Here is a 21553-nt window from a genome sequence, read left to right on the forward strand (position 1 = left end):
TTACCTAATCACAACATGCCACTTCATCGCGATTCATATAGGTAAATCGCTCTCTGTATGCTTTGGGCGTTAACTGTGTATGACCGGTAAATAACTTTCTAAACGAACCGGCGTCTTCATAACCGACACGTTCAACGATTCTTTCCACTGGCAAATTGGTTGTTTCCAAATAATGCTTTGCTTTCTCAACACGGATCTTTTGCAAGTAGTTCAATGGTGTTTCATTGCAGGATGCTTTAAATCGCCTGATTAACGTGCGCTTGGTTACTGCGAACTGATCGCAGAGAACATCAAGACTAATGGGTGACGCAAAGTTATTCATCATCCAATTCTGTACCTCTTCAACGAGCTCGTCATGCTTGTTAATGATGAAACCACTCTCAATAAATGCCTGCTGAGATAAGCGGTGCCTGTCCATTAACAATAGTTTTGATAGCCTAATAGCGAAAACTTCATTTGAAAGCATCTCAAGCAAACGAAGACAAACGTTAAAATACGACGTGGTCGCGCCACCCGTAATTACATTTCCGTCAACGATAACTAACTCATCCAGAGTCAAGGTTGTGTTTGGGAATTGTTGTACAAATAAGTTAGACATCCACCATACAGTTGTTGCCCGTTTATTCTCCAATACGCCACAGGACGCCAGTCCAAAGGTGCCTGTACAGTATGAAACTAGAATACGGTTTGCATCACAGGCACGCTGCAGAATAGGTTTAAACGCCTGGCAGGCTTTTAGAAATGTATCCATTGCTGCCTTATCATAAACAAATGATGAAACCAGAAAAACAGCATCTGCATCCTCATAGTCACTCAAGGGCTTTGCAGGGATCGTTAATCCATTCGATAGTGTAATCTGGTCCCCTTCATTCGCGTAAACCCGATATGCAAGCAGTGTCTCATCACAATTGGGATGCATGTACTGCCAAAACGTATTGGCAAACTGCACAAAATCGATAATCCCTATCAAACTGGAACCGACAGCACTATTGCTGGCTAGAATATTAATGATTTTTGTACTCACAATGGCCGCCATGTCAATTTTGACCTCTTAAATGTCATTATTGCCACTTATATTGAAATTGCAAGTCTTTAAACTTTGGAGTGTCTCTTATAATGAAGGAATACCAATGAATAAAGTATCTAAGCGATTAATAAGCAGCGCGGTGTTACTATTTGGCTGGGTAATGTTGATTACTGTGCAATGGAACGACGACCAGTCACTCTTTAGCGCTTTTATTGCCTTGCCTGTTGTTATGCTGCTAATGGGAGTACTTGCGGCTTTAACAGAGTGCAGCGAATGCTAATTTAACGCTTGGGTAGCGGTGTCACGAATTTTACCGACTATTGCTCTCAGGCCATTACCTCTTGTGGGCGTAATGTGTCTTTCCAAGTCTAACTCAGCGAAGTAAGCGTCAATATTAAAAGCAAGTATTTCGGCAGGAGACTTATCCTGGTAAGCGGCCAAAACCAGCGCCAATAGCCCCTGAACAATAACGGCGTCACTGTCTACATCAAAATGAAGTTGCCCGTCTGACTTGTCGACTTTTAACCATACACTGCTTTGACAGCCTTTAACCAGTCTGTCAGGCGTACGGTCTATTTCAGCCAAACCAGGTAATTGTTTACCCAGATCAATAATGTATTGGTAGCGTTGTTCCCAATCATCAAAAAAGGCCAAATCGTCAATTATTTCATCGCTACCTGGAAGTGCCATTTCGTATTACCTGTATACCTGCTTAGAAAAACAAACCCGCTTCTAGCTGGGCTTCTTCGCTCATCATTTCACGTGACCATGGAGGATCGAATACCAATTCAACGTTAACATTTCCAACGTTGGGTACCAAGCCAACTCGATATTCCACATCGCCCACTAAAACAGGTCCCATACCACAGCCCGGCGCAGTCAGTGTCATATTGATTGTAACGGCTTTGTTTTGATTATCGATTTCCACCTGATAAATTAAGCCTAACGACACTAAGTTTATGGGAATTTCAGGGTCATAAATCGTTTCTAACGCGTCCCAAACCTGTTGCTTATCGATGTTACTGCTTTCTGGTTTCGGAAATGACAATGTCAGTGGTTTTCTACCAATTGCATCAGCATCTGTACCATCAATACGCAGCATATTACCCTTCCAGGTCACCGTGTAATTACCACCGAGATCTTGTGTAATAGTAACAAACTCACCAGCGGGAATAATTTGTTTTTCGCCAGAAGGAACTCTTCGTGCCAAGCACTCTCGCTCAGTCACCACCATTTTTTGCTGCATGTATTACCCTACGTTGAAACTTTCACCACAGCCGCATTCATCAACCACATTGGGGTTGTTGTATTTAATCACACCATTCACACCTTCATGCACATAGTCGATTTCAGTGTTGCGGATTAGGTCTTTGGCGTCGTCTGCCACAGCAAAGGTCAAGATGGGGGAAAACGTAATGAGTTCATCGCTGGGTTTTGCTTGGTCAACAATATCTAAGACGTAAGCATATCCGGTACATCCACTCACTTTAGTCGACAGACGAATTAAGCCATTTGCGCTGTTTTTCAGTTTGCCTTCAAAATGTTTGATCGCTTTATCAGTGAGTGTCAGTAAAGCGGTGCTTGGAACAAAAGTTTCAACAGTCATAACGTCTCCTATTAGCCCAACATACTTTTTGCTTTTCGCAAAGCTGCAAACAAGGCATCAACTTCTTCAAGGGTGTTATAAATAGAAAAAGAGGCGCGGGCAGTACCGCCTATCCCCAACCTTTTCATCAGAGGCTGAGCACAGTTGTCTCCGGTTCGAATGGCGACGCCTTGACGATCCAAAATAAATCCAACATCACCTGGATGAGCATTATCTAATAAGAAGCTCATCACACCGATTTTATTTTTTGCCGTGCCGACTAGGCGCATCCCTTCAAATGCTTCTCCTTGCTCCATTGCACTGGCTATGAGTTGCGCTTCATGTTGTTGCAGCGCGGTGATGTCTTGTTGTAAGAACCATTCAATTGCCGCTCCTAGGCCAATAGCACCAGCTATATTTGGCGTGCCAGCTTCTAGTCGATTTGGCAGCGCTCCCCAGGTTGCAGACAAATATTCCACATCACTGATCATCTCTCCACCGGTTTGCCACACCGGCCACGCATTGAGAACATCAAAACGCCCCCACAACACACCAATCCCAGTAGGGCCAAACAGCTTGTGTCCAGAGAACGCGTAAAAGTCGCAGCCGATTGCCTGAACATCTACTCCGCCGTGCGCTATTCCCTGGGCGCCGTCAACGAGTACCCAAGCACCCGTAGACTTTGCAATTTGAGTTAATTCAACGATTGGATTGACTGTCCCGAGAGCATTGGAAACGTGAGGAAAGGCCACTAAACGCGTTCTTTCTGACAATTGGTCTTTAAATGACTCTATGTCTAACTCACCCGCATCATTGATTTTGGCAATTTTTAGTGTCGCTCCCGCTTTTTCGCACGCCTGCTGCCAGGTGACCAAATTTGCATGGTGTTCCATCTCAGTGACCACCACTTCATCATTGGGATCAAGTCGTTGAGCAAGACCATTCGCGACTAAGTTTATGGATTCGGTAGTGCCCGATGTCCAAATAACCTCTTCCCTTCTATTTGCGTTAACAAACTTCGAAACGCTATCCCTTGCTTTTTCATAACGGCGTGTGGCCTCGTCAGATAAAGCGTGTGCACCTCTGTGCACATTTGCATTGCATTCTGTATAGAACGAAGTAATTGCGTCAATTACCGCTTGAGGCTTTTGAGTCGATGCAGCGCTGTCTAGATAGACCAGAGGCTTTCCGTCAATTTTTCTCGACAAAATTGGGAACTCGGCACGCAGCGCGTTTACGTCAAAGGTCATTTGACCTCCATGCGCGCAAAGCGAGTGCGAAGTAGCTCTGTCATCCACTCGCGAATCGCCTCATTGTTGATTTCATTAATGAGCTCTTGAATAAAACCAAAGTTAAGCATAATCAATGCTTGTGAGCGCGAAATTCCTCGGCTCAAAAGATAATAAAGCGCCCGCTCTTCAATTTCTGCAATTGTAGCGCCATGAGCACACTTTACATCATCAGCATAGATTTCCAGTTCTGGCTTGGTGTTGATCTGTCCACCTCGAGACAGAAGAAGGTTGCGATTATTCAGCTCAGCCAGTGTTTTCTGAGCGTGGCGATGAATGTGAATACGCCCATTAAAGTTTGCTTTTGCCTTATCTCCGACAATGCCTCTGACTTTTTCATCAGTGGTGCAGTGAGGTACTGCATGCTCTATGCAGGATTGGAAATCGAAATTTTCGCCTTCGGCCAACAAATACATGGCGTTGATATCCGCATTGGCGTTTTCGCCTGTGTATTCTACATCCACGTCAAGCCGGGACAATTTGCTGCCAAAACCCAATATCGTGCTATTTAGATAGGAAGAATCTGCCAATCTAAAATGACTTCCACCGGCATGCAGGGCACTGTCAGTAAAGAGGGCAAAACGGTAATGTTCAAGCGATGCTTCAGCAGCGATATCAAATTCGGAAAATGCTGTATTCATACTATCGTCAACACCTTCACCGTGTTCGATGATCACAGCACTGGCTCTTTGAGCAACACTTACCAGCAAGCGCGAATGATTGTCAGCATGGCCTGAGGTTACATTCACAATGCGAATAGGCTGTTTAACTTTAACCCCTTCGGCAATGTGAATAACCACCCCCGCCTCTATCAGACTATCGTTTATCAGGCCAAATAGATGACGCTCTGGTTTAATAGCAGTAAATCGCCCGTCGGCTAATTCTCTTGCGTCGGCGCTATTTAAAGAGAACACACGTACACCTTCTGGCAAGCAAACTGAAGAAAGCTCGCTGACAAGCTGCCCCTGACTGAACACCAAATCAATGCAATCAAGACCATTGATGTTAGGTACAGCAACGGTCGCAGTATCACTTGTTTCGGTCAATGGCTGTCTTTTCTCGATAGGTGAAAGCGAGGTGTAACGCCATGCTTCGGTCTTTCTAGATGGCCAACGACGATTTTTCAGTTTTGCTAACGACATGTGCCGCTGCTGCGCTAACCAACCTTCCGCAGGCAAATTAGCAGCTTGTTCGATGACTTGATCTAGCCACTGGCTCATGCCGTAGCCTCCACCTTATTAAGGAATGCATAGCCTTCACTTTCAACTTCTAAAGCCAACGATGCATCGCCGCTTTTAACAATTTTGCCGTCGGCTAAGATATGCACAAAGTCGGGTTTAATATAGTCAAGTAAACGCTGATAGTGGGTCACTACAATAAAGCTTCTGTCTTCACTACGCTGGCTGTTCACGCCTTCTGCGACTACTTGTAAGGCATCTATATCTAAACCAGAATCAGATTCGTCCAGGATACACAATGTGGGCTGCAATAAAATCATTTGCATAATTTCATTACGCTTTTTCTCTCCACCGGAAAAGCCCTCATTGACGCCACGTTTTAGAAAGTCCAGCGGTAGGTGAACTTGTTTGCATGCCTCTTTAGCTTTCTTCAGAAACTCAGCGGCGGATAAAGGCTCTTCTCCACGCTGTTCACGAATAGCATTGACCGACTCTTTCATGAATTCCATATTGCTTACGCCCGGAATTTCAACAGGGTACTGGAAAGCCAAAAACAGACCTTCTCGGGCACGCTCTTCAATATCCATATCTAATAAGTCTTTGCCATTTAGCTCGGCGCCACCACTTTCAACTTCATAGCCTTCGCGCCCTGATAGCACGTAGCCCAGTGTACTTTTGCCGGCACCATTGGGCCCCATGATCGCATGCACTTCGCCAGGCTTAACCTCTAGGTTTAGGCCCTTGAGGATGGTTTTTTCTTCGACGCTAGCCGTTAAGTTTTTGATAGATAACATGTTTACCCCACTGAGCCTTCTAGGCTGATTTCAAGCAACTTGCCGGCTTCAACAGCAAATTCCATTGGTAATTCTTTAAATACTTCTTTGCAGAAACCATTCACAATCATAGAAACCGCTTTTTCCGGATCAAGCCCACGTTGCTGGCATAGGAACATTTGTTCATCACTCACTTTGGATGTGGTTGCTTCATGTTCCACGATAGCACTTGGGTTCCGGCTTTCTATATACGGGAAAGTATGTGCACCGCATTGGTCTCCAATGAGCAGAGAGTCACATTGTGTAAAGTTTCGAGCACCGTCGGCCTTTGGACCCATCTGCACCAAGCCGCGATAAGCATTGTTGCTGTCTCGCGCAGAAATACCTTTTGAAATAATGGTAGACCGCGTGTTTTTACCCAAGTGGATCATCTTGGTCCCCGTATCTGCCTGTTGGCGTCCGCGTGTCAACGCAACTGAATAAAACTCGCCAACAGAGTTGTCGCCTTTCAACACACAGCTTGGGTATTTCCATGTAATGGCAGAACCGGTTTCAACTTGTGTCCAAGAAATTTTTGCATTGGTATGGCAAATACCGCGTTTAGTCACGAAGTTATAAATGCCACCGCGCCCTTGCTCGTCGCCGGGGTACCAGTTCTGAACGGTAGAGTATTTGATCTTTGCATCGTCCAGCGCCACCAGCTCTACCACCGCAGCATGTAACTGGTTCTCATCGCGCTGGGGTGCCGTACACCCTTCTAGATAGCTCACATAACTACCTTCATCCGCAACAATAAGCGTCCGTTCAAATTGCCCTGTATTTTGCTCGTTGATCCTGAAATAGGTAGAAAGCTCCATCGGACAACGCACACCTTTTGGTATGTAAACAAACGATCCATCAGTGAATACAGCACTGTTAAGCGCAGCAAAATAATTGTCGCTGCGCGGAACCACAGAACCAAGGTACTTTTTAACCAATTCTGGATACTTGTGAACCGCTTCTGAAATTGGGCAAAAAATAACACCGGCTTCTTCTAACTTTTCGCGAAAGGTTGTCACCACTGAAACCGAATCAAACACCGCATCAACCGCAACCCCTGCCAACATTTCCTGTTCGTGAAGAGGGATACCCAGCTTTTCGTAAGTACGCAACAGTTCCGGATCAACCTCGTCGAGCGACTTGGGTTTATCTTTCATGCTCTTGGGAGCGGAGTAATAAGATACCGCTTGGTAATCGATTGGCGGATAATCCAAGTGGGCCCAATCCGGATCATCCATTTCAAGCCATGTACGGTATGCCTTTAGACGCCATTCCAGCATCCATTCAGGTTCGTTCTTCATTGCTGACAAGCGACGGATAATGTCTTCGTTTAGCCCAGCCTCGAATGTTTCAGACTCGATCTCAGAGACGAAACCCGCTTCATACTGTCTCGACAATGCCTGTTCGATTTGTTCAGTCATGATGGGAGCCTATAAGTAGTAAGTTTGTGGAGCATATTGCCCGAATGCCGCGTATTGTATATTTCCTGAGTATTTTACTCAAGTATTCTTCGCTATCCCGTAAAACAGAAAAACAACCTAGTTTTACGCATCTAAAGCGCAGTTAGTTTGCTAACGACATCAACAATATGGTTTGCAGCAAAATCGACTTCTTCGTTGGTGCTAAAGCGGCCAAGTGAAATTCTAATGGCACTGTGAGCATGAACCTGGTCCACACCCATCGCTGTCAACACATGCGAAGGTGTCATAGTCGCTGAGGTGCATGCTGAGCCAGACGACACGGCTAATGGCATAAGCGCAGGCATTAATTGCTGACTATCGAGCTGACCAAAACTGATATTGAGGGTGTTAGCAACGCGACGAGACGCATGACCATTGAGCCTGATATCCGGCAAATGCCGAACGCTTTCCCATAAAGTATCACGAAGCTGTCCGATACGCGCCTGCTCATGGAGTCTTTCTTGTGCCGCTATCTCAAAGGCTTTACCCATGCCAACAATTTGATGGGTGGGTAACGTACCTGAACGAAACCCTCTCTCATGGGCACCACCATGCATTTGCGCAATAATCTGCACCTTTGGTTTACGCCGGATAAATAGGGCTCCAATACCTTTGGGCCCATAGGTCTTGTGGGCAGAAAACGACATAAGGTCAACCGGCATGGTACTTAAATCTATGTCACACTTGCCAGTGCTTTGAGCTGCATCGCAGTGAAATAAGATATTATGGTCCCGACAAACGGCCCCAAGACGTTCAATGTCCTGAATTACGCCAGTCTCATTGTTAACGTGCATTATGCTAACCAGCACTGTGTGAGGTCTAATAGCCTCTTCCAACTGAGATACAGATACTAAGCCGTCTTTTGCGGGTTTTAGGTAGGTTACCTCAACGCCTTTCGTCGTCAAATACTCAAATACATCTATAATGGCTTTGTGTTCAGTTGCCACTGTGATGATGTGTTTGTTTTCCTGAGCGATTGCGTCAACCGCGCCCTTTATAGCGAGATTATTAGATTCAGTTGCACCCGAAGTAAAAATGATTTCTCTAGCGTCTGCGTTTACCGCGTCCGCTATTTGATGGCGAGCGATATCTACCGCTTCTTCTGCCATCCAGCCAGGTCTGTGAGAACGTGAAGCTGGGTTAGCAAAATTGCCATCAAGTGTCAGGCAATCCATCATGACTTTGGCTACTGCAGGGTCAACAGGCGTAGTTGATGCGTAATCTAGATAGATAGTCGGGTGCATAAGACGCTTACAATATCGGGTTTACAGTTGAAGGCTGATTTCTATATCGCGTTTGCGAGAAGCGTGTTTATCTTGTCGCCCGGCAACGGCCTGCACATCGCGCTTATCCATTAGTTCGCCCAACGTAATACCATTGAGAAACAGACTAATCCTGTCGCTCAGGTCTTCCCAAAGGCTATGGGTCAAACAACGCTCGCCACCCTGACAATCAGATTGCCCTTGGCATCGTGTCGCATCAACGGATTCATCGACAGCGCGAATGACTTCGCCAACGGCAATATCGTGCGCAGCTCGCCCTAAGCGATATCCTCCCCCTGGACCTCTAACGCTTTCAACGAGCTGTTCACGACGAAGCCTTGAAAACAGCTGCTCCAGATAGGAAAGTGAGATTTCCTGACGTTCCGAAATATCGGCAAGGGAAACTGGCGCTTTTTGTCCGTGTAACGCTACATCGAGCATTGCGGTGACGGCGTAACGCCCTTTTGAAGTCAGCTTCATAGAAACCTCTACTATTTGATGAGGCTATTCTACAAACCTGAGTAAAACAGTCAAGTATTACCCATCATGGTCGGTGTTGCTCGTTGACATACAACATCGCTCCCACGACACCACTAAATTTTGGGATCGAATGCTTCTTGTTGTGCTTTCTTGGAAACAGGAACAACAGGGGAAATCCCAGTCTCAGCAAAATCGTCGAGCGTTAGTGCATTGAGATCTTTGGAACAGACTTCACCACCCATTGACTGGATAACTTTACACATCTCTTCGACTTTACTGTCCATGAGGTGCATATGCTCAAGCATTACCCCCATAGCATTAGCCACAGGATCAGGGTTGTCGGGTGACACGGCGTAAGCGTCAAATCCAAATTTTTCTGCAATGTGTTCTCTTGCAGAATTTTTATCCTCTTTCGTTGCGTCACCGGCAGGAATAATACGTCCTGGGATGCCTACGGCAGTGGCATTGGCTGGCACGTCTTTTACCACAACAGAGTTCGATCCCACTTTCGCATTTTTGCCAATAGTGATGGGGCCTAATACTTTTGCACCGGCACCAATTACCACATTATCACCCAGTGTAGGATGGCGCTTTCCCGCATTCCAGCTTGTGCCTCCTAGCGTTACGCCGTGATACAGTGTGACATCGTCGCCTACTTCTGCGGTTTCACCAATCACCACCCCCATCCCGTGATCAATAAATACTCTGCGTCCTAGGGTTGCGCCGGGATGAATCTCTACACCGGTGAGCCAGCGCCCTAATGTCGAAAGTGTTCTTGCTAGCCACTTCAGGTTATTTCTCCACAATTTATGAGCCACTCTGTGCAGCCATAATGCATGTAAACCTGGATAATTTGTTAATACTTCAAAAGTAGTTCGGGCCGCCGGGTCGCGATGAAAAACACTTTTGATGTCTTCTTTAATGCGTTCAATCATCGACTTTGGGCACCTTTTTATCAATTGATGACAATATACCTCTTAAAATATTGAGTTCTTGCGCTTCAGGTCTAGCACGGTTGAATAGCCGCCGCAGTTTTGTCATCACCATACCTGGATGATTGGGCACAATAAAACCTGTCTGGGTCAACGTGTCTTCAAGATGCACATAAAAACGTTCAAGATCCTCATTGAGCGGGTATTCAGAGACTTCTGCGTCTACACCTGCACCGGTTGTCGTCTGAAGATGAGCCATACGTATTTCATAGCACAATGTCTGAACTGCAGCCGCCAAATTCAGTGAGCTATAATCAGGATTAGCAGGAATACATACATGAAAATGACACTGCTGAAGTTCTTCATTGGTAAGGCCATTGTTTTCCCTGCCAAATACCAAGGCAACGGGGTAATTATTCACTTCGTTGATCAACTTTACACCGCACTCCCGCGGTTCGAGCATAGGCCAAGAATGGGTGCGTGAACGCGCAGACGTGCCAACAACCAGGCCACAATCGGATACGGCCTCCTGCAGAGTGGCCACCGTAGTTGCGTTTGCCAGCACATCACCCGCTCCAGCGGCAAGGGCACTGGATTTGCCATCCGGAGGGCTGACTGGGTCGACCAAGACAAGGTGACTCAAGCCCATTGTTTTCATTGCTCTGGCCGTAGAGCCTATATTCCCCGTGTGTGAGGTGTTAACAAGTACAATTTTGATGTTTTCCAACATGATACAACTGATAAATAAAAAGCAGGAATTTAGTGTATCACACTTGGATAAACTTGACGTCTCTGCTACTATCCGCGCGAATTTTCAGCAGGTGCTGCTTTTAGGCTATACTCATCTGCGTTCTTTGATCTTTTACAATTGGGGTAAGACGATGCATCCAATGCTAAACATTGCCGTGCGCGCTGCACGCGTGGCGGGTAATATCATTATGCGCGGTTACGAAAACCGTGATGACTTGCGTTTAGAGCAAAAAGGCGCCAACGACTTTGTCACGCAGGTAGACCGAGAAGCCGAGCAAGCTATCATCCACAAAATCCAGCAGTCTTATCCTGATCACGCCTTCTTGGGCGAAGAAACCGGTAATACCGGCGAAAATGCTGAATTTACCTGGGTGATTGACCCACTTGATGGTACAACCAATTTTATCAAAGGCATTCCTCACTTTTGTGTCTCTATTGCACTTTTGCACAAGGGACGCTTAGAGCAAGCACTTGTGTTTGACCCTGTTCGCAGCGAGTTGTTTACCGCTGGCAGAGGTACAGGTGCACAACTGAATGGCTATCGCATCCGCGCAACAAAACCTAAAGACCTAGGCGGTACAGTCTTGTGCACGGGTTTTCCTTTTAAACATCGCGAGCAATTTCCTACATTTAACGATGCGTTTTGCAAAATTTTTGCAGAATCTGGGGATATTCGCCGAACAGGCAGCGCGGCCTTAGATCTTGCCTATGTCGCATCAGGGCGTTTTGACGGTTACTGGGAAAGGGGCATTAAACCTTGGGATATCGCGGCAGGTGAACTATTGGTGCGTGAATCCGGTGCCATCGCTACGGATTTTAAAGGCAACAATGACCCGCTATACAGCGGAGAAATTGTTGCTGGCAGCCCCAAAGTGATTCAGGGGCTGCTTAAGCATTTAAAGACGCTTTAGAGCACGGCGAACAGCCAGCATGAAAAGAGGAGCCAACAGATACCAAACGGCTCCTCCTGAAGACCCCGTATCTGGAGTGGTAGGCAATTGATCAATGCGCGTATTGGCAACTGGGGTAATGTCTGGGTTAGTCACTTGCGCATCATTTACAATAACGATGTCTTCAATAATCACCATATTCTCACGCGTGATAGTGACGTTATTTGACGCATCAGATGCCGTATAGTCACGTAATGGTAATGCAGAAAAACTCCCGGTTGAAAATCGCGGTAGAGACGCAATCGCATCGACAACATCCATCCCCTCACCGATTACTTGACCAAAAACAGTAAATCCACCATTTTGCACATCGAGGTTGGCACTGTTGTCATCAAGGTTTATAAACCACTGGCTCGTGGCACTGTTTTCATCCGATGGAAGCTTCGCCATAGCAATGGTTCCTCGGACATTGGACAGTTCAGGTTCGTTGGCAATGGCATTGCCCGTTGGAATTTCTTCGAATCCTGCCGTGTCTGAAAAAACAAACCCACCAGACTGTATAACAAAACCTGGCTCGGAGCGATGGACTATGGTCTGTGCGTATGCCCCAGCATTCGCATATGCTAGAAAATTGTCTACCGTGACGGGAGTGCGGGTATCAAAAAGGTTGACATTAAAATTTCCTAAATTAGTTCTAATCTGCACTTCTGTCGCATTTATCTGGGCAGATACAAACAATGCTAGAAGCGCCAAGCCAACATTTTCAAGCTTGCTTTTCATTTCGAATTTCCTGTAGCAGTTAAGATGCGAAGGAGTTTATCGAAAAGTCCAAATGCAAGCGTTTTCAATTTGTAATCGACGAATCAAATTCCAGGATAAAACTTGCACCACCAATGGGTGAGGTATCAATGTAGACACGCCCTTTGTGCAAGTCTACATAGCGTTTTACGATAGCCAGTCCTAGCCCTATACCACCAGAATTGCGATCTCTGCTGTCATCAAGCCTTACGAAAGGCGAAAATAAATTCGCTCTCTCATGCTCAGGTATGCCGTCACCATCGTCATTCACGGAGATAAACAATTTTCCTTTTTCTGTTTGTTTTACTGCTATTTCAATATGGCTTTTAGCATACCTAACCGCATTTCTAACAAGATTATCGATGACTCTGGCAATAGCCGCGTTATCACAATAGAGCGTATTCGGCTCGATGACTCCCTCGCCAGTTTCCACTCTTTGACTAAAAAACACATCTCGATACTGCTGCTGATAAGGTGCTATGACCTCAGAAATCAAAGGGATAACAGGCACGTGTGAGTAATTAAGCTGGGGCTCTTCTCTGTCAAAGCGTGCATAGATGAGCAACTCTTCTACCAAGCCGTCTAGCTCTTCAATATTTTTATCCATAGTATTAAGCAACCTATCCTGGGTTGCTTTATCTTTTGCTTCTCTGACCATTTCAAGCGCAAATCTGATCCTTGCGATGGGCGTTCTCAGTTCATGAGATACCGCATGAGATAAAGATTTATGCGACTGGATTAGCTTCTCGATTCTTGCCGCCATCGCATTAAAATGAGACGCTAAACCATTAAGGGGGCCACTGAGGTTTTCGGGGAGCCGAATGCCAAGGTTGCCAGCACCAAATTCATCAGCTGTGCTTGACAGGCGCATTATGCCTCTAGAAATGGGCCACACCCAAATAAAAACACTCAGTGCTAAGCCAACCAAAAAGACACTGGTGAGCCCTATTTCTGTGATTTCAGATGAATCGTTGAAAATAGGACCGAGTACCAGCACATCATCCTGTTGATTCAATTTCTGTAAGAAAAAACTCGTGCCGAGTGTATCGTCAAACAGAGTAACAATGCCTCCTCTGGCGAGGTAGGTCATTTGCTCTTGTTCAAGATTGGCTACGGGAATATCTGACTCGGTGGGCAAAGGAAATGGAAGCATCTTGATTGGGTAACCAAATGAGGCCTCTAGCGCCTGCAAATGGATACGCTGTTGCTGAGGTGGGAGCCGACCTAACTCGCGATTAAGCAAAAACAAAGTGCCTTGATGAAGATCTAAGTCTGTCGTTAAGTTACTCTGCTGAATATTGGCATCATAGAGCCTGTCCAGACTCCACCCAAGACCAACAAAGGTTAGAATTAAAAACAGGTAGAGCCGAAAAAACAAGCTACGCATGCGTTACCAGGCATCCGCTACAAACAAATAGCCTTTTTTCCATACTGTTTTAATACGTTCTGGCTTTTCTGCTGAATCACCCAACTTCTTTCTAAGCCTAGACACAAGCATATCCACGGTGCGGTCCAGTCCGTCGTAGCCAAAGCCACGTAGTTGATTCAACAACGCATCACGACTTAACACGGTATCGGCATTCTGCGCAAACTGCCACAAGAGTGCCATTTCATTAGTCGTCATCTCAACCTCATTGTTGTTAAGCACCACCTGTTGTTTTCGCATGTCGATAAACAATGAACCGAACTGGCGGGTTTGGCTTTCTGGTTTAGCCCCATCATTGGTATTAGCACTCTCTGTCGAGTGCGCACGCCTTAACAGCGCATTAACCCTCGCGAGCAAAAGTCTAGGTTGAACAGGCTTGCATATGTAGTCGTCTGCTCCTACTTCTAACCCCACGATTTGGTCAATGTCATCCGTACGCGCCGTTAGCATGACGACGGGAATATCTTTTGATTCTGATCTGAGTTCCCGACAAACATCTAATCCGTTCTTCCCTGGAAGCATGAGATCCAGTATCACTAAATCGACATTTTCAGTGAGAATGCGCGCCAGAGCCGTGTCGCCTCTCGACTCGACAGATACTTTAAAACCTTGCATTTCAAAGTATTCTGTCACTAGTGCAGCCAGCGATGGGTCGTCCTCTACCAAAAACAGGTGTCCTTCAGTTTTGTCTACTGACGCCATTTCTCTTGTCCTTATTTATTAAAACCGATATGAAGCATATACGCCCGCACCTCTGCGAGCGAAATCCTCTGTATCAAACCCGTTTTGTTCTGCATCGAAATCTGTGTAGCTGGCAATCAAGCCGAGATCCCAATTTTTATTCAAGCTGTAGTTAAACCGAGCATGATAGGCATTAGCATTATTCTGGGCAAAATTAGACCCAAGATCTCTGTAGGTATAGCCCAATGAAATCGTAGCATTTTTAATTATGTTTTTCTGTACACCCAACGTGTAGTTAATTTCTTTACGGTTATCTTGGTTCTTTTCGTTCCAAAACACATAGCCTGCACCGAAAAACACAGCTAGATCGGGTGAGAAAACATATTTCCCCGTTATATCTGTGCCATATGCCAAGGCTTCATTCGGGCCTTGCTCATAGTAACCGCGCAAACCGCCGCTTATAGCCGCTTCAAAACCAGTAGCGGAATCAGCTCTCTCTATAAAGCGATAAGTCAATCCCTCTGCACCTAAGGTTAAATTGTCAGTGAAGCCATAGCTTGCATGTAAACCAGCTGTCCACTTACCGTCTCTGTCACCATCTAAATAACCAATTCCGCCGCCTATCTGAATCTCTCCCGCTTTGTTAGTCAGTGGGCGCAAAATCTCATTTTGCGGACTGATTTGTTGCGCCAATAATGATGGAGAAATAAGCGCGGTTGTTATCGCGATAAATAGTATTTTTTTCATGACTGTATTCCTTGTTGAGTGATTTGAATTTACGCAACAAAAGGTACAACCAACGCCAATATCAATCTGTCTGCATTGTGTGAAAAGTTGTCCGGTAGATGTCAAAATCTGTCAGAATATACGCCAGAAGCCTTGGCGCCGTCTGGCTCTTAGCCGTTGCTCAATGGCCCCCATCACTTTAATGCTGGTGCGGGCGTAAACTTCATCAGAAGAATGTGACTTGAGAAAAAACTCCCGGTCTTGACCTCCACGAAACGTAATCTGCCAGGTTGACGTCATAGCATCATGCCAACATTGTAGGGGTTTAGCGTGATAACTATCCCACAGACACACGCTTTCTACCTGAGGCATTTCCCAGATAAAGCTCACTGACATTTCACAACTCACCGCATCATCGGGGATCTCACACACGCCTGGGCTTGCCAGCAAAGATGCAACGTTTTGTGCACCTGTTTTATGCTGTTTTTGCATGGCAACAGCTTGTAAAGTAATGACTAAGCACGCAATGCCAAAACCCAGTATTCCGAACTTCCTGTTCAGAATGTCCATAGCACCCCCACTCCCCCGTAGTAGGTGTCACTTCTGGGACTAACAATAGGACTATTGGCAATAGCAGAACTTAGTACTGCATAGCCCCCATAACCAACCAGTGACCAGCTTTTACTCATGGGTCTCTCAATATATATGCGCGCGGATGTCACAACAGCATCATTTGGACTATATGCCAGTCGTCCAGGCTTTGCCTCAGCAGTTGATACGCCATAGTAGTATTGGGTTGCTGGTGAACTAATGAAGGTAGCGCCTATTGAAGGTATCACTAACGTCGACTTAAAGAATAAAGGGCGCGCCAATTCTATCGTTGCGATGCTACCTTTATGACGTGACAATGCGTCGTGTAACAACCGTACCCTTAAATCGTATTTGGTAAATGCACGTGTATATTCTAGCCCTACCTCAAGTGAGCCTTCTCTTACAGTTAGACCTTCAAGAGAGTCATCTACAGCGTCTTCTGGATTAATCTCAGAAAACCACGATTCCATAACGAGATTAATACTGTAATCATTTGACGATGCGAGAGTATAGCCAATGGTAAACGGATGTTGTGACAGCGGTGAAGATTCAAGAAAGAAATCTTCGTAATACACGCCACCAGCCAACAGCAACGACAGACTGCTTTGGCCTTCTTCATATTCTAAACTGTCTACTATTCCGGCTCTGTAGGAAATGGCAAGTCCCACATCAAACTGCCAAGTTACTTCGGAGTTATCACAGTTACTCTCGCAACGTGCAAAGCTTGCTGAGCTTGAGGTAGACAACAATAGCAGTAGAATGACGTGCCCAAGGCGCTTGTATCTCAAAGGCATTACGGCTCACAGTATTATAACATTGACTAAGTGTACAAATGCTTCATCGCTGTGTCAGTAAATGACAGAAATTGATACACTTTTTTACATTCTGAGGCTACAAACCGCGTATTTCAGCTCAGTTCACTGGCGTTCTAAAGCAACGCTATGCAAACTTGAGTCACAATTCAAGACACAAAAAAACCCAAGTAAAATACTTGGGTTTTGAGATAAATAAAAAATTTTGGGAATTACTAATTCATTCTCTTGCGAGATAACACAAGCCCAGCAAATCCAAGCACCAATAGCGCCACTGCGTGCGGTGCAGATACAGTAGTAAAACCCACGCCTTTTTGGAAAACTGCATTCGCATTGACCTGGCTGTCGTTCCATATTTGGATATTGTCGATAAACCCTGCGAATGCTGAGTTCGTGTTTCTATTAGTACCCACACGGAAGTTTTGCAAACCACCTGGGTTAAAACCAGTTGTACCTACCAGACTTCCATCAAGGTATAGTCTCGCATTGTTGCCACCAAACTTTTGTACCACTATATGTTGCCATTGATACAACTTAGCTTGCCCAAGCGCTAAAGCGTTGTTTGAATTTTGTTTTGATAACAAACGGTAGTCACCGTCATGACTGTCTATCTGCCATGAATAGGCTGTGTTAGGGCTATCAAAATTACTGAATATACCTTTGAAGGTGCCTTGCATTTGAGTTTCAGTGTAAACCCATAGAGACACTGTCCAGTCGCTCATTCCACCTGGACCGGCAACTTCCAACCTATTAGACGCGTTACCATCAGAATAGAAAGCCCCTGTTGACAGGTCTGGAGCACTACCCTGCACTGCCAAATCATAAGCCGCATCAACAGAATTGTTGGCCTGACTATCATCGAAATTATATTCTGCTATCAATGCCGCAGAAGCTTGAGATGCACACATCACTGCTGTGAGGGCAAGAATTGAAATAAACTTTTTCATACTACATTCCTGGTTTTAACTACTACCACCAGAGAGAAAGCAAGCAGCATGCCAAATTAAAAGCTGTTGTTTTTTATGGTTTTTTAACAACTGGTCAGATGTCGTGTAAAATAATCTGACATACCTACTAAGCCAAACACAACAACGCTTCAATATTAGTTTAACCGCCAGATTTACTAATTGCAGCTCGCAATGAAGTAAGATAATCCGACGTGAACTTTTTGTTTTTTAGCCCATCCATTAACTGGTTTTTCTTTCTTTGAAAGAAATGACTTTTCATTTTTGCAGGTGTTGTTTTGATAGTGCTTTCATAGCTCAAATCTTGTGCAAATGGGTATGGCAATAGAGACAGTACATTCGTCCCCGTCTCCCAGCAGCACTGAATATCGACGTCAACAGGCCGACCAAACTGCTCTGTGGCTGTGAGTAGCTTTTTGGCAGCGAATTTACTGATAGCTGTGGCGGCTCCTCCGCTCATTGGCTTGTTGTGCAAGACTAGTTCAATTCCTTCAACTAGAGAGTGACGAAACACAACGCGTCGAGTTCTATTTCTGTAGGCAGCCAGCTTAATTACGTCCCACTCAAACGATATGTTGTCCAGAGCCTGAACAGTGTCAGCCAGAGATCCCACTATTTTGATATCGTCTTCGAGCACAATTGCGTAGGGGGCTTTACCATGTGCAATTTTCTCCCACGCTTTTCGGTGGCTTAAGTAGCAACCAATTTCACCTGAACTCAAAGGCCTGTGATAATTTTGCTGATTGAGCTCTGAGGAGTAATGCGCGGCAATTTCCTGTTGCGACAAGGCTGCACCAAGCACACCTGGGACCCGGATAAAGGAAAGGCTATGCTCAGCCAGTCGCTGTGAACAGGTTTGCAGCCGGTCTGGACTTTTATCCAAATTGATCAGGTAAATGGGTGGTTGCATGTAAATTATTCTTTTTATCTGTTGCTATCGTTGTGTTCACTTGCTCGTAACTAACTCTCGTCGACTCAACGCTAAAGCAGCTTCTATAGTGTCATCCATATCGTAATATTTATAGTCTGCTAACCTTCCACCGAACAGATATTTGCTCGCATATGGCTCTGAATCAGCTAAAGACTGATAAAGGGATAATAATGCCTGGTTTGGAGCATCATTAATGGGATAGTAGGGTTCATTATCTTTGCTGTATTCATGTGGATATTCTTTGGTTATCACCGTTTTTTTCTGATTACCAAACTCAAAATGTTTATGCTCTAAAATTCGCGTATACGGTACTTCTCTTGCTGTATAGTTTACTACCGCGTTTCCCTGAAAATTTTCTAAATCCAAAATTTCAGTTTCAAAGTGCAAGCTGCGATATTCCAATTTCCCGTACTCGAAATTGAAGAATTCATCTATTTTTCCAGTATAAAGCACTTTTTCTGCAAGACCATCTAAATGGCTTTTGTTGGCAAAGTAATTGACACCTACGTTAACCTCAATATCTTTTAATAAAGCATCCGTTAGAACATTGTACCCACCTATAGGTATACCCTGATAAAAATCATTGAAGTAATTGTTGTCAAACGTGAACCTGAAAGGCAATCTTTTGATAATAAAAGACGGAATTTGTGTTGCAGGGCGCCCCCATTGCTTTTCTGTATAACCTTTTATTAAGGTTTCATACAAGGTTTTCCCACCTAAAAACAAAGCCTGCTCTTCAAGGTTAGATGGCTCTAAATCATTATAAGGCGCCCGTTCTTCAGCTATCTTTCTTTTCGCTTCTTCAGGTGTTCTGACCCCCCAAAGCTGATAGAAAGTGTTCATGTTGAAAGGCAGGTTGTACAGTTTCCCGCGAAAGTTTGCTATTGGGGAATTTACGTATCTGTTGAAAGATACGAACTGATTTACGTATTCCCAAACGTCCTTGTTGCTCGTATGAAAAATATGCGCACCATACTTGTGGACATTTATTCCTTCAATGTTTTCACAAAAGATATTGCCGCCGGTATGCTTTCTTTTATCTACAACTATCACCCGTTTGCCCATATCCAAAGCTTGGCGAGCAAATACTGCACCAAATAGGCCTGCACCAACAATGAGATAGTCATACTGAAAATCAGCCATAAGAAATATACCTTCAACTTATTAGGGTTGAATATACCTTATCTTACGTCGTAATGTGCAACCTACTTGAAGAGAAATATAGTAAAAGCTATCTGGATTGTTCTGGATGTAGTGATTTACCCAGTATGTGTTCGTCCCGTTCAATAACAGTGGAGGCCTGCCCAACAATGAGAGGATCAGGCGCTTTGGCTATATGCAGGTTCTTATTGGGATAAGGAAGCGAATGCAAAAAGTGCTGCATACAGTTAAGTCTTGCTCGCTTTTTATCATTCGACTTGACCACAACCCAAGGTGCATCGGCGGTGTCTGAATAGAAAAACATGGCTTCTTTTGCCTCGGTATAGTCATCCCATTTACTTTGCGCCAGCTTATCGATAGGACTTAGCTTCCATTGTTTGAGAGGGTCAAGTTCTCGCTTTTTAAAGCGTCGGGTTTGCTCGTCTTGTGTCACAGAAAACCAAAACTTAAATAAGCGTATTCCACTCCTAACCAGCATGCGTTCAAGTTCAGGGACTTGTCGCATAAACTCTAAATATTCATTGGGTTCACAAAATCCCATGACTCGCTCAACACCGGCACGGTTGTACCATGATCGGTCAAATAATACGATCTCGCCTTTCGTGGGCAAATGCTTTATATACCGCTGGAAATACCACTGCCCTTTTTCTTCATCTGTGGGCTTTTCTAGTGCGACTACCCTGGCTCCACGAGGGTTGAGGTGCTCCATGAAACGTTTGATAGTTCCGCCCTTCCCTGCGGCATCACGCCCTTCAAACAATATGACTACACGCTGCCCGGTTTCCTTTACCCACTTTTGAAGCTTTAATAGCTCGACTTGAAGTTCATGCTTATGCTGCTCATAAAACTGCCGCGTGACTTTTCTTTTATAGGGGTATTCACCTGAGCGAAATGCTTCATTGATATACTGTTCACTGTGTCTTCGCTCGGCCAAGCTAGGCGTCTTCGCGGTTGCACTTTGGATACCAGAGTCTGAATGTTGTATTGGCTTAATCTGCTGTATAGGCTTGTTGTTGGTCATATCTTTCCCCCTATTTATAGTCTACTCTTCGAAAAAGAGGATGGGTTGATCTGGATCAGACTGTTTGAACCCCTGATTATTCATGTCAGTATGGATGATATGGACAATTCATGGCTAGGAAGAAGAATAAAATGAAAGACCTTAATAAAATGTTATCTGGACTCAGTAAAAGTGGATTCCTTAGCGGCATGGCAGGAGGCGCAGTAGGTGGCTCATTAACCAATATGGTAATGGGCAAAAAGTCTAAAAAGGCAGGTAAAACTGCGCTTAAAGTGGGTGCCCTCGCGGCAGTGGGAGGGTTAGCATGGAAAGCCTATCAGCAATATAGCACCGCGAAAGGCGCTCAATCGCCTCAACATTCTCGTTTTAACTATGTGCCAGAAAGCATACCCGCGCAACGCTTCGAACAGATTGCAGAAGACAACCAAAGTGATAACGGGCAACTGCTTATTATGCGCGCAATGATCACGGCAGCATATGCCGATGGACACCTTGATCCACAGGAACAGTCACGTATTTTTGCCCATGTAGAAGAAATGACCCTGTCGGTAGAAGAGAAAGCATCATTATTTGATGAGCTTCGAAATCCATTATCGTTGGACGCTCTCGTGACTGCCACACCCGATTCAGAAACGGCTATCGAGGTCTACACTGCGTCAGTACTGGCTATTGACACTAACCAGTTGGCGTCAAAGCAGTATCTTGCTCAACTGGCTGATAAATTATTTATTCCCACCGCACTCAGAGAAGCAATACACCAAGAGACGATGTAAACA

Annotated in this window: 25 protein-coding genes; 3 read left to right on the top strand and 22 right to left on the bottom strand. The window is 45.0% G+C overall.

Features of this window, described 5'->3' with window-relative positions; genetic code table 11:
- Positions 1 to 4: 4 nt before the first annotated feature.
- Positions 5 to 1024 (bottom strand): GlxA family transcriptional regulator, encoded by a 1020-nt coding sequence (locus tag DRW07_RS12635; RefSeq protein ID WP_165870492.1) that lies wholly within the window; start codon positions 1022 to 1024, stop codon positions 5 to 7.
- Positions 1025 to 1130: 106 nt separating this feature from the next.
- Here DRW07_RS12635 and DRW07_RS18345 point away from each other — a divergent pair, with 106 nt between their 5' ends.
- Positions 1131 to 1307, top strand: coding sequence for a hypothetical protein (locus DRW07_RS18345; protein ID WP_165870493.1), 177 nt, complete (start codon positions 1131 to 1133; stop codon positions 1305 to 1307).
- Here the strand turns inward: DRW07_RS18345 and DRW07_RS12640 are convergent.
- The 11 genes from DRW07_RS12640 to trmJ all read right to left on the bottom strand — a co-directional run bounded on the left by DRW07_RS12640 (position 1304) and on the right by trmJ (position 10755).
- Positions 1304 to 1717, bottom strand: a complete 414-nt coding sequence (locus tag DRW07_RS12640; protein WP_124028296.1) for a SufE family protein — start codon at positions 1715 to 1717, stop codon at positions 1304 to 1306. The genes DRW07_RS18345 and DRW07_RS12640 overlap by 4 nt on opposite strands.
- 22 nt (positions 1718 to 1739) lie before the next feature.
- Positions 1740 to 2273 (bottom strand): putative Fe-S cluster assembly protein SufT, encoded by a 534-nt coding sequence (gene sufT, locus DRW07_RS12645; RefSeq protein WP_124028297.1) that lies wholly within the window; start codon positions 2271 to 2273, stop codon positions 1740 to 1742.
- A 3-nt stretch (positions 2274 to 2276) separates the two neighbouring features.
- Complete coding sequence (locus DRW07_RS12650) at positions 2277 to 2633, bottom strand: HesB/IscA family protein (protein ID WP_124028298.1); 357 nt, start codon at positions 2631 to 2633, stop codon at positions 2277 to 2279.
- An 11-nt stretch (positions 2634 to 2644) separates the two neighbouring features.
- On the bottom strand, positions 2645 to 3862 hold the full coding sequence (locus DRW07_RS12655) for an aminotransferase class V-fold PLP-dependent enzyme (RefSeq protein ID WP_124028299.1): 1218 nt from the start codon (positions 3860 to 3862) through the stop codon (positions 2645 to 2647).
- A complete protein-coding gene (gene sufD / locus DRW07_RS12660) occupies positions 3859 to 5121 on the bottom strand; it encodes a Fe-S cluster assembly protein SufD (protein WP_124028300.1) in 1263 nt (420 codons plus the stop codon). The genes DRW07_RS12655 and sufD overlap by 4 nt, the downstream gene beginning before the upstream one ends.
- On the bottom strand, positions 5118 to 5873 hold the full coding sequence (sufC, locus tag DRW07_RS12665; RefSeq protein WP_124028301.1) for a Fe-S cluster assembly ATPase SufC: 756 nt from the start codon (positions 5871 to 5873) through the stop codon (positions 5118 to 5120). Before sufC ends, sufD begins: the two co-directional genes overlap by 4 nt.
- Before the next feature lie 2 nt (positions 5874 to 5875).
- Positions 5876 to 7312, bottom strand: coding sequence for a Fe-S cluster assembly protein SufB (sufB, locus tag DRW07_RS12670; protein ID WP_124028302.1), 1437 nt, complete (start codon positions 7310 to 7312; stop codon positions 5876 to 5878).
- A gap of 131 nt (positions 7313 to 7443) precedes the next feature.
- A complete protein-coding gene (locus tag DRW07_RS12675) occupies positions 7444 to 8595 on the bottom strand; it encodes an IscS subfamily cysteine desulfurase (RefSeq protein WP_124028303.1) in 1152 nt (383 codons plus the stop codon).
- Positions 8596 to 8616: 21 nt separating this feature from the next.
- Positions 8617 to 9093 carry a Fe-S cluster assembly transcriptional regulator IscR gene (gene iscR, locus DRW07_RS12680; protein ID WP_124028304.1) on the bottom strand — a complete coding sequence of 159 codons (477 nt, stop codon included), beginning with the start codon at positions 9091 to 9093 and terminating at the stop codon, positions 8617 to 8619.
- A 113-nt stretch (positions 9094 to 9206) separates the two neighbouring features.
- On the bottom strand, positions 9207 to 10028 hold the full coding sequence (gene cysE / locus DRW07_RS12685; protein WP_124028305.1) for a serine O-acetyltransferase: 822 nt from the start codon (positions 10026 to 10028) through the stop codon (positions 9207 to 9209).
- The gene (trmJ, locus tag DRW07_RS12690; RefSeq protein ID WP_124028306.1) at positions 10021 to 10755 is read right to left on the bottom strand and encodes a tRNA (cytosine(32)/uridine(32)-2'-O)-methyltransferase TrmJ; all 735 of its coding nucleotides are present in this window, start codon (positions 10753 to 10755) and stop codon (positions 10021 to 10023) included. The genes cysE and trmJ overlap by 8 nt, the downstream gene beginning before the upstream one ends.
- A 151-nt stretch (positions 10756 to 10906) precedes the next feature.
- Between trmJ and suhB the strand changes: the two genes are divergently transcribed.
- Positions 10907 to 11686, top strand: coding sequence for an inositol-1-monophosphatase (suhB, locus tag DRW07_RS12695; RefSeq protein ID WP_124028737.1), 780 nt, complete (start codon positions 10907 to 10909; stop codon positions 11684 to 11686).
- On the opposite strand, the gene DRW07_RS12700 is transcribed toward suhB, so the two are convergent.
- The 10 genes from DRW07_RS12700 to ppk2 all read right to left on the bottom strand — a co-directional run bounded on the left by DRW07_RS12700 (position 11672) and on the right by ppk2 (position 20777).
- Positions 11672 to 12445: a peptidylprolyl isomerase gene (locus DRW07_RS12700; protein ID WP_124028307.1), complete on the bottom strand. Its 774-nt coding sequence runs from the start codon at positions 12443 to 12445 to the stop codon at positions 11672 to 11674. The two genes, suhB and DRW07_RS12700, sit on opposite strands and share 15 nt — an antisense overlap.
- Before the next feature lie 64 nt (positions 12446 to 12509).
- Positions 12510 to 13850 carry an ATP-binding protein gene (locus tag DRW07_RS12705; protein WP_124028308.1) on the bottom strand — a complete coding sequence of 447 codons (1341 nt, stop codon included), beginning with the start codon at positions 13848 to 13850 and terminating at the stop codon, positions 12510 to 12512.
- 3 nt (positions 13851 to 13853) lie between these two features.
- Positions 13854 to 14591 carry a response regulator gene (locus tag DRW07_RS12710; protein WP_124028309.1) on the bottom strand — a complete coding sequence of 246 codons (738 nt, stop codon included), beginning with the start codon at positions 14589 to 14591 and terminating at the stop codon, positions 13854 to 13856.
- Between the two features lie 18 nt (positions 14592 to 14609).
- On the bottom strand, positions 14610 to 15317 hold the full coding sequence (locus tag DRW07_RS12715; protein ID WP_124028310.1) for an LPS-assembly protein LptD: 708 nt from the start codon (positions 15315 to 15317) through the stop codon (positions 14610 to 14612).
- Between the two features lie 111 nt (positions 15318 to 15428).
- Positions 15429 to 15866 (bottom strand): DUF3019 domain-containing protein, encoded by a 438-nt coding sequence (locus DRW07_RS12720; RefSeq protein ID WP_124028311.1) that lies wholly within the window; start codon positions 15864 to 15866, stop codon positions 15429 to 15431.
- On the bottom strand, positions 15854 to 16681 hold the full coding sequence (locus tag DRW07_RS12725; RefSeq protein ID WP_124028312.1) for a MipA/OmpV family protein: 828 nt from the start codon (positions 16679 to 16681) through the stop codon (positions 15854 to 15856). The genes DRW07_RS12720 and DRW07_RS12725 overlap by 13 nt, the downstream gene beginning before the upstream one ends.
- Before the next feature lie 233 nt (positions 16682 to 16914).
- On the bottom strand, positions 16915 to 17646 hold the full coding sequence (locus DRW07_RS12730) for a LamG domain-containing protein (RefSeq protein WP_124028313.1): 732 nt from the start codon (positions 17644 to 17646) through the stop codon (positions 16915 to 16917).
- A 160-nt stretch (positions 17647 to 17806) separates the two neighbouring features.
- The gene (locus DRW07_RS12735; protein WP_124028314.1) at positions 17807 to 18574 is read right to left on the bottom strand and encodes a glycosyltransferase family 25 protein; all 768 of its coding nucleotides are present in this window, start codon (positions 18572 to 18574) and stop codon (positions 17807 to 17809) included.
- Between the two features lie 36 nt (positions 18575 to 18610).
- Positions 18611 to 19738 (bottom strand): UDP-galactopyranose mutase, encoded by a 1128-nt coding sequence (glf, locus tag DRW07_RS12740; RefSeq protein WP_124028315.1) that lies wholly within the window; start codon positions 19736 to 19738, stop codon positions 18611 to 18613.
- Positions 19739 to 19826: 88 nt separating this feature from the next.
- Entirely contained in the window at positions 19827 to 20777 is a 951-nt protein-coding gene (gene ppk2 / locus DRW07_RS12745) for a polyphosphate kinase 2 (protein WP_124028316.1), read from the bottom strand.
- Positions 20778 to 20887: 110 nt separating this feature from the next.
- On the opposite strand from ppk2, the gene DRW07_RS12750 reads away from it, so the two are divergent.
- Positions 20888 to 21550, top strand: coding sequence for a tellurite resistance TerB family protein (locus DRW07_RS12750; RefSeq protein ID WP_240630623.1), 663 nt, complete (start codon positions 20888 to 20890; stop codon positions 21548 to 21550).
- Positions 21551 to 21553: the final 3 nt, after the last annotated feature.

Source organism: Paralteromonas sediminis (assembly GCF_003820355.1).
In the GTDB taxonomy this organism is placed as follows: domain Bacteria; phylum Pseudomonadota; class Gammaproteobacteria; order Enterobacterales; family Alteromonadaceae; genus Alteromonas_F; species Alteromonas_F sediminis.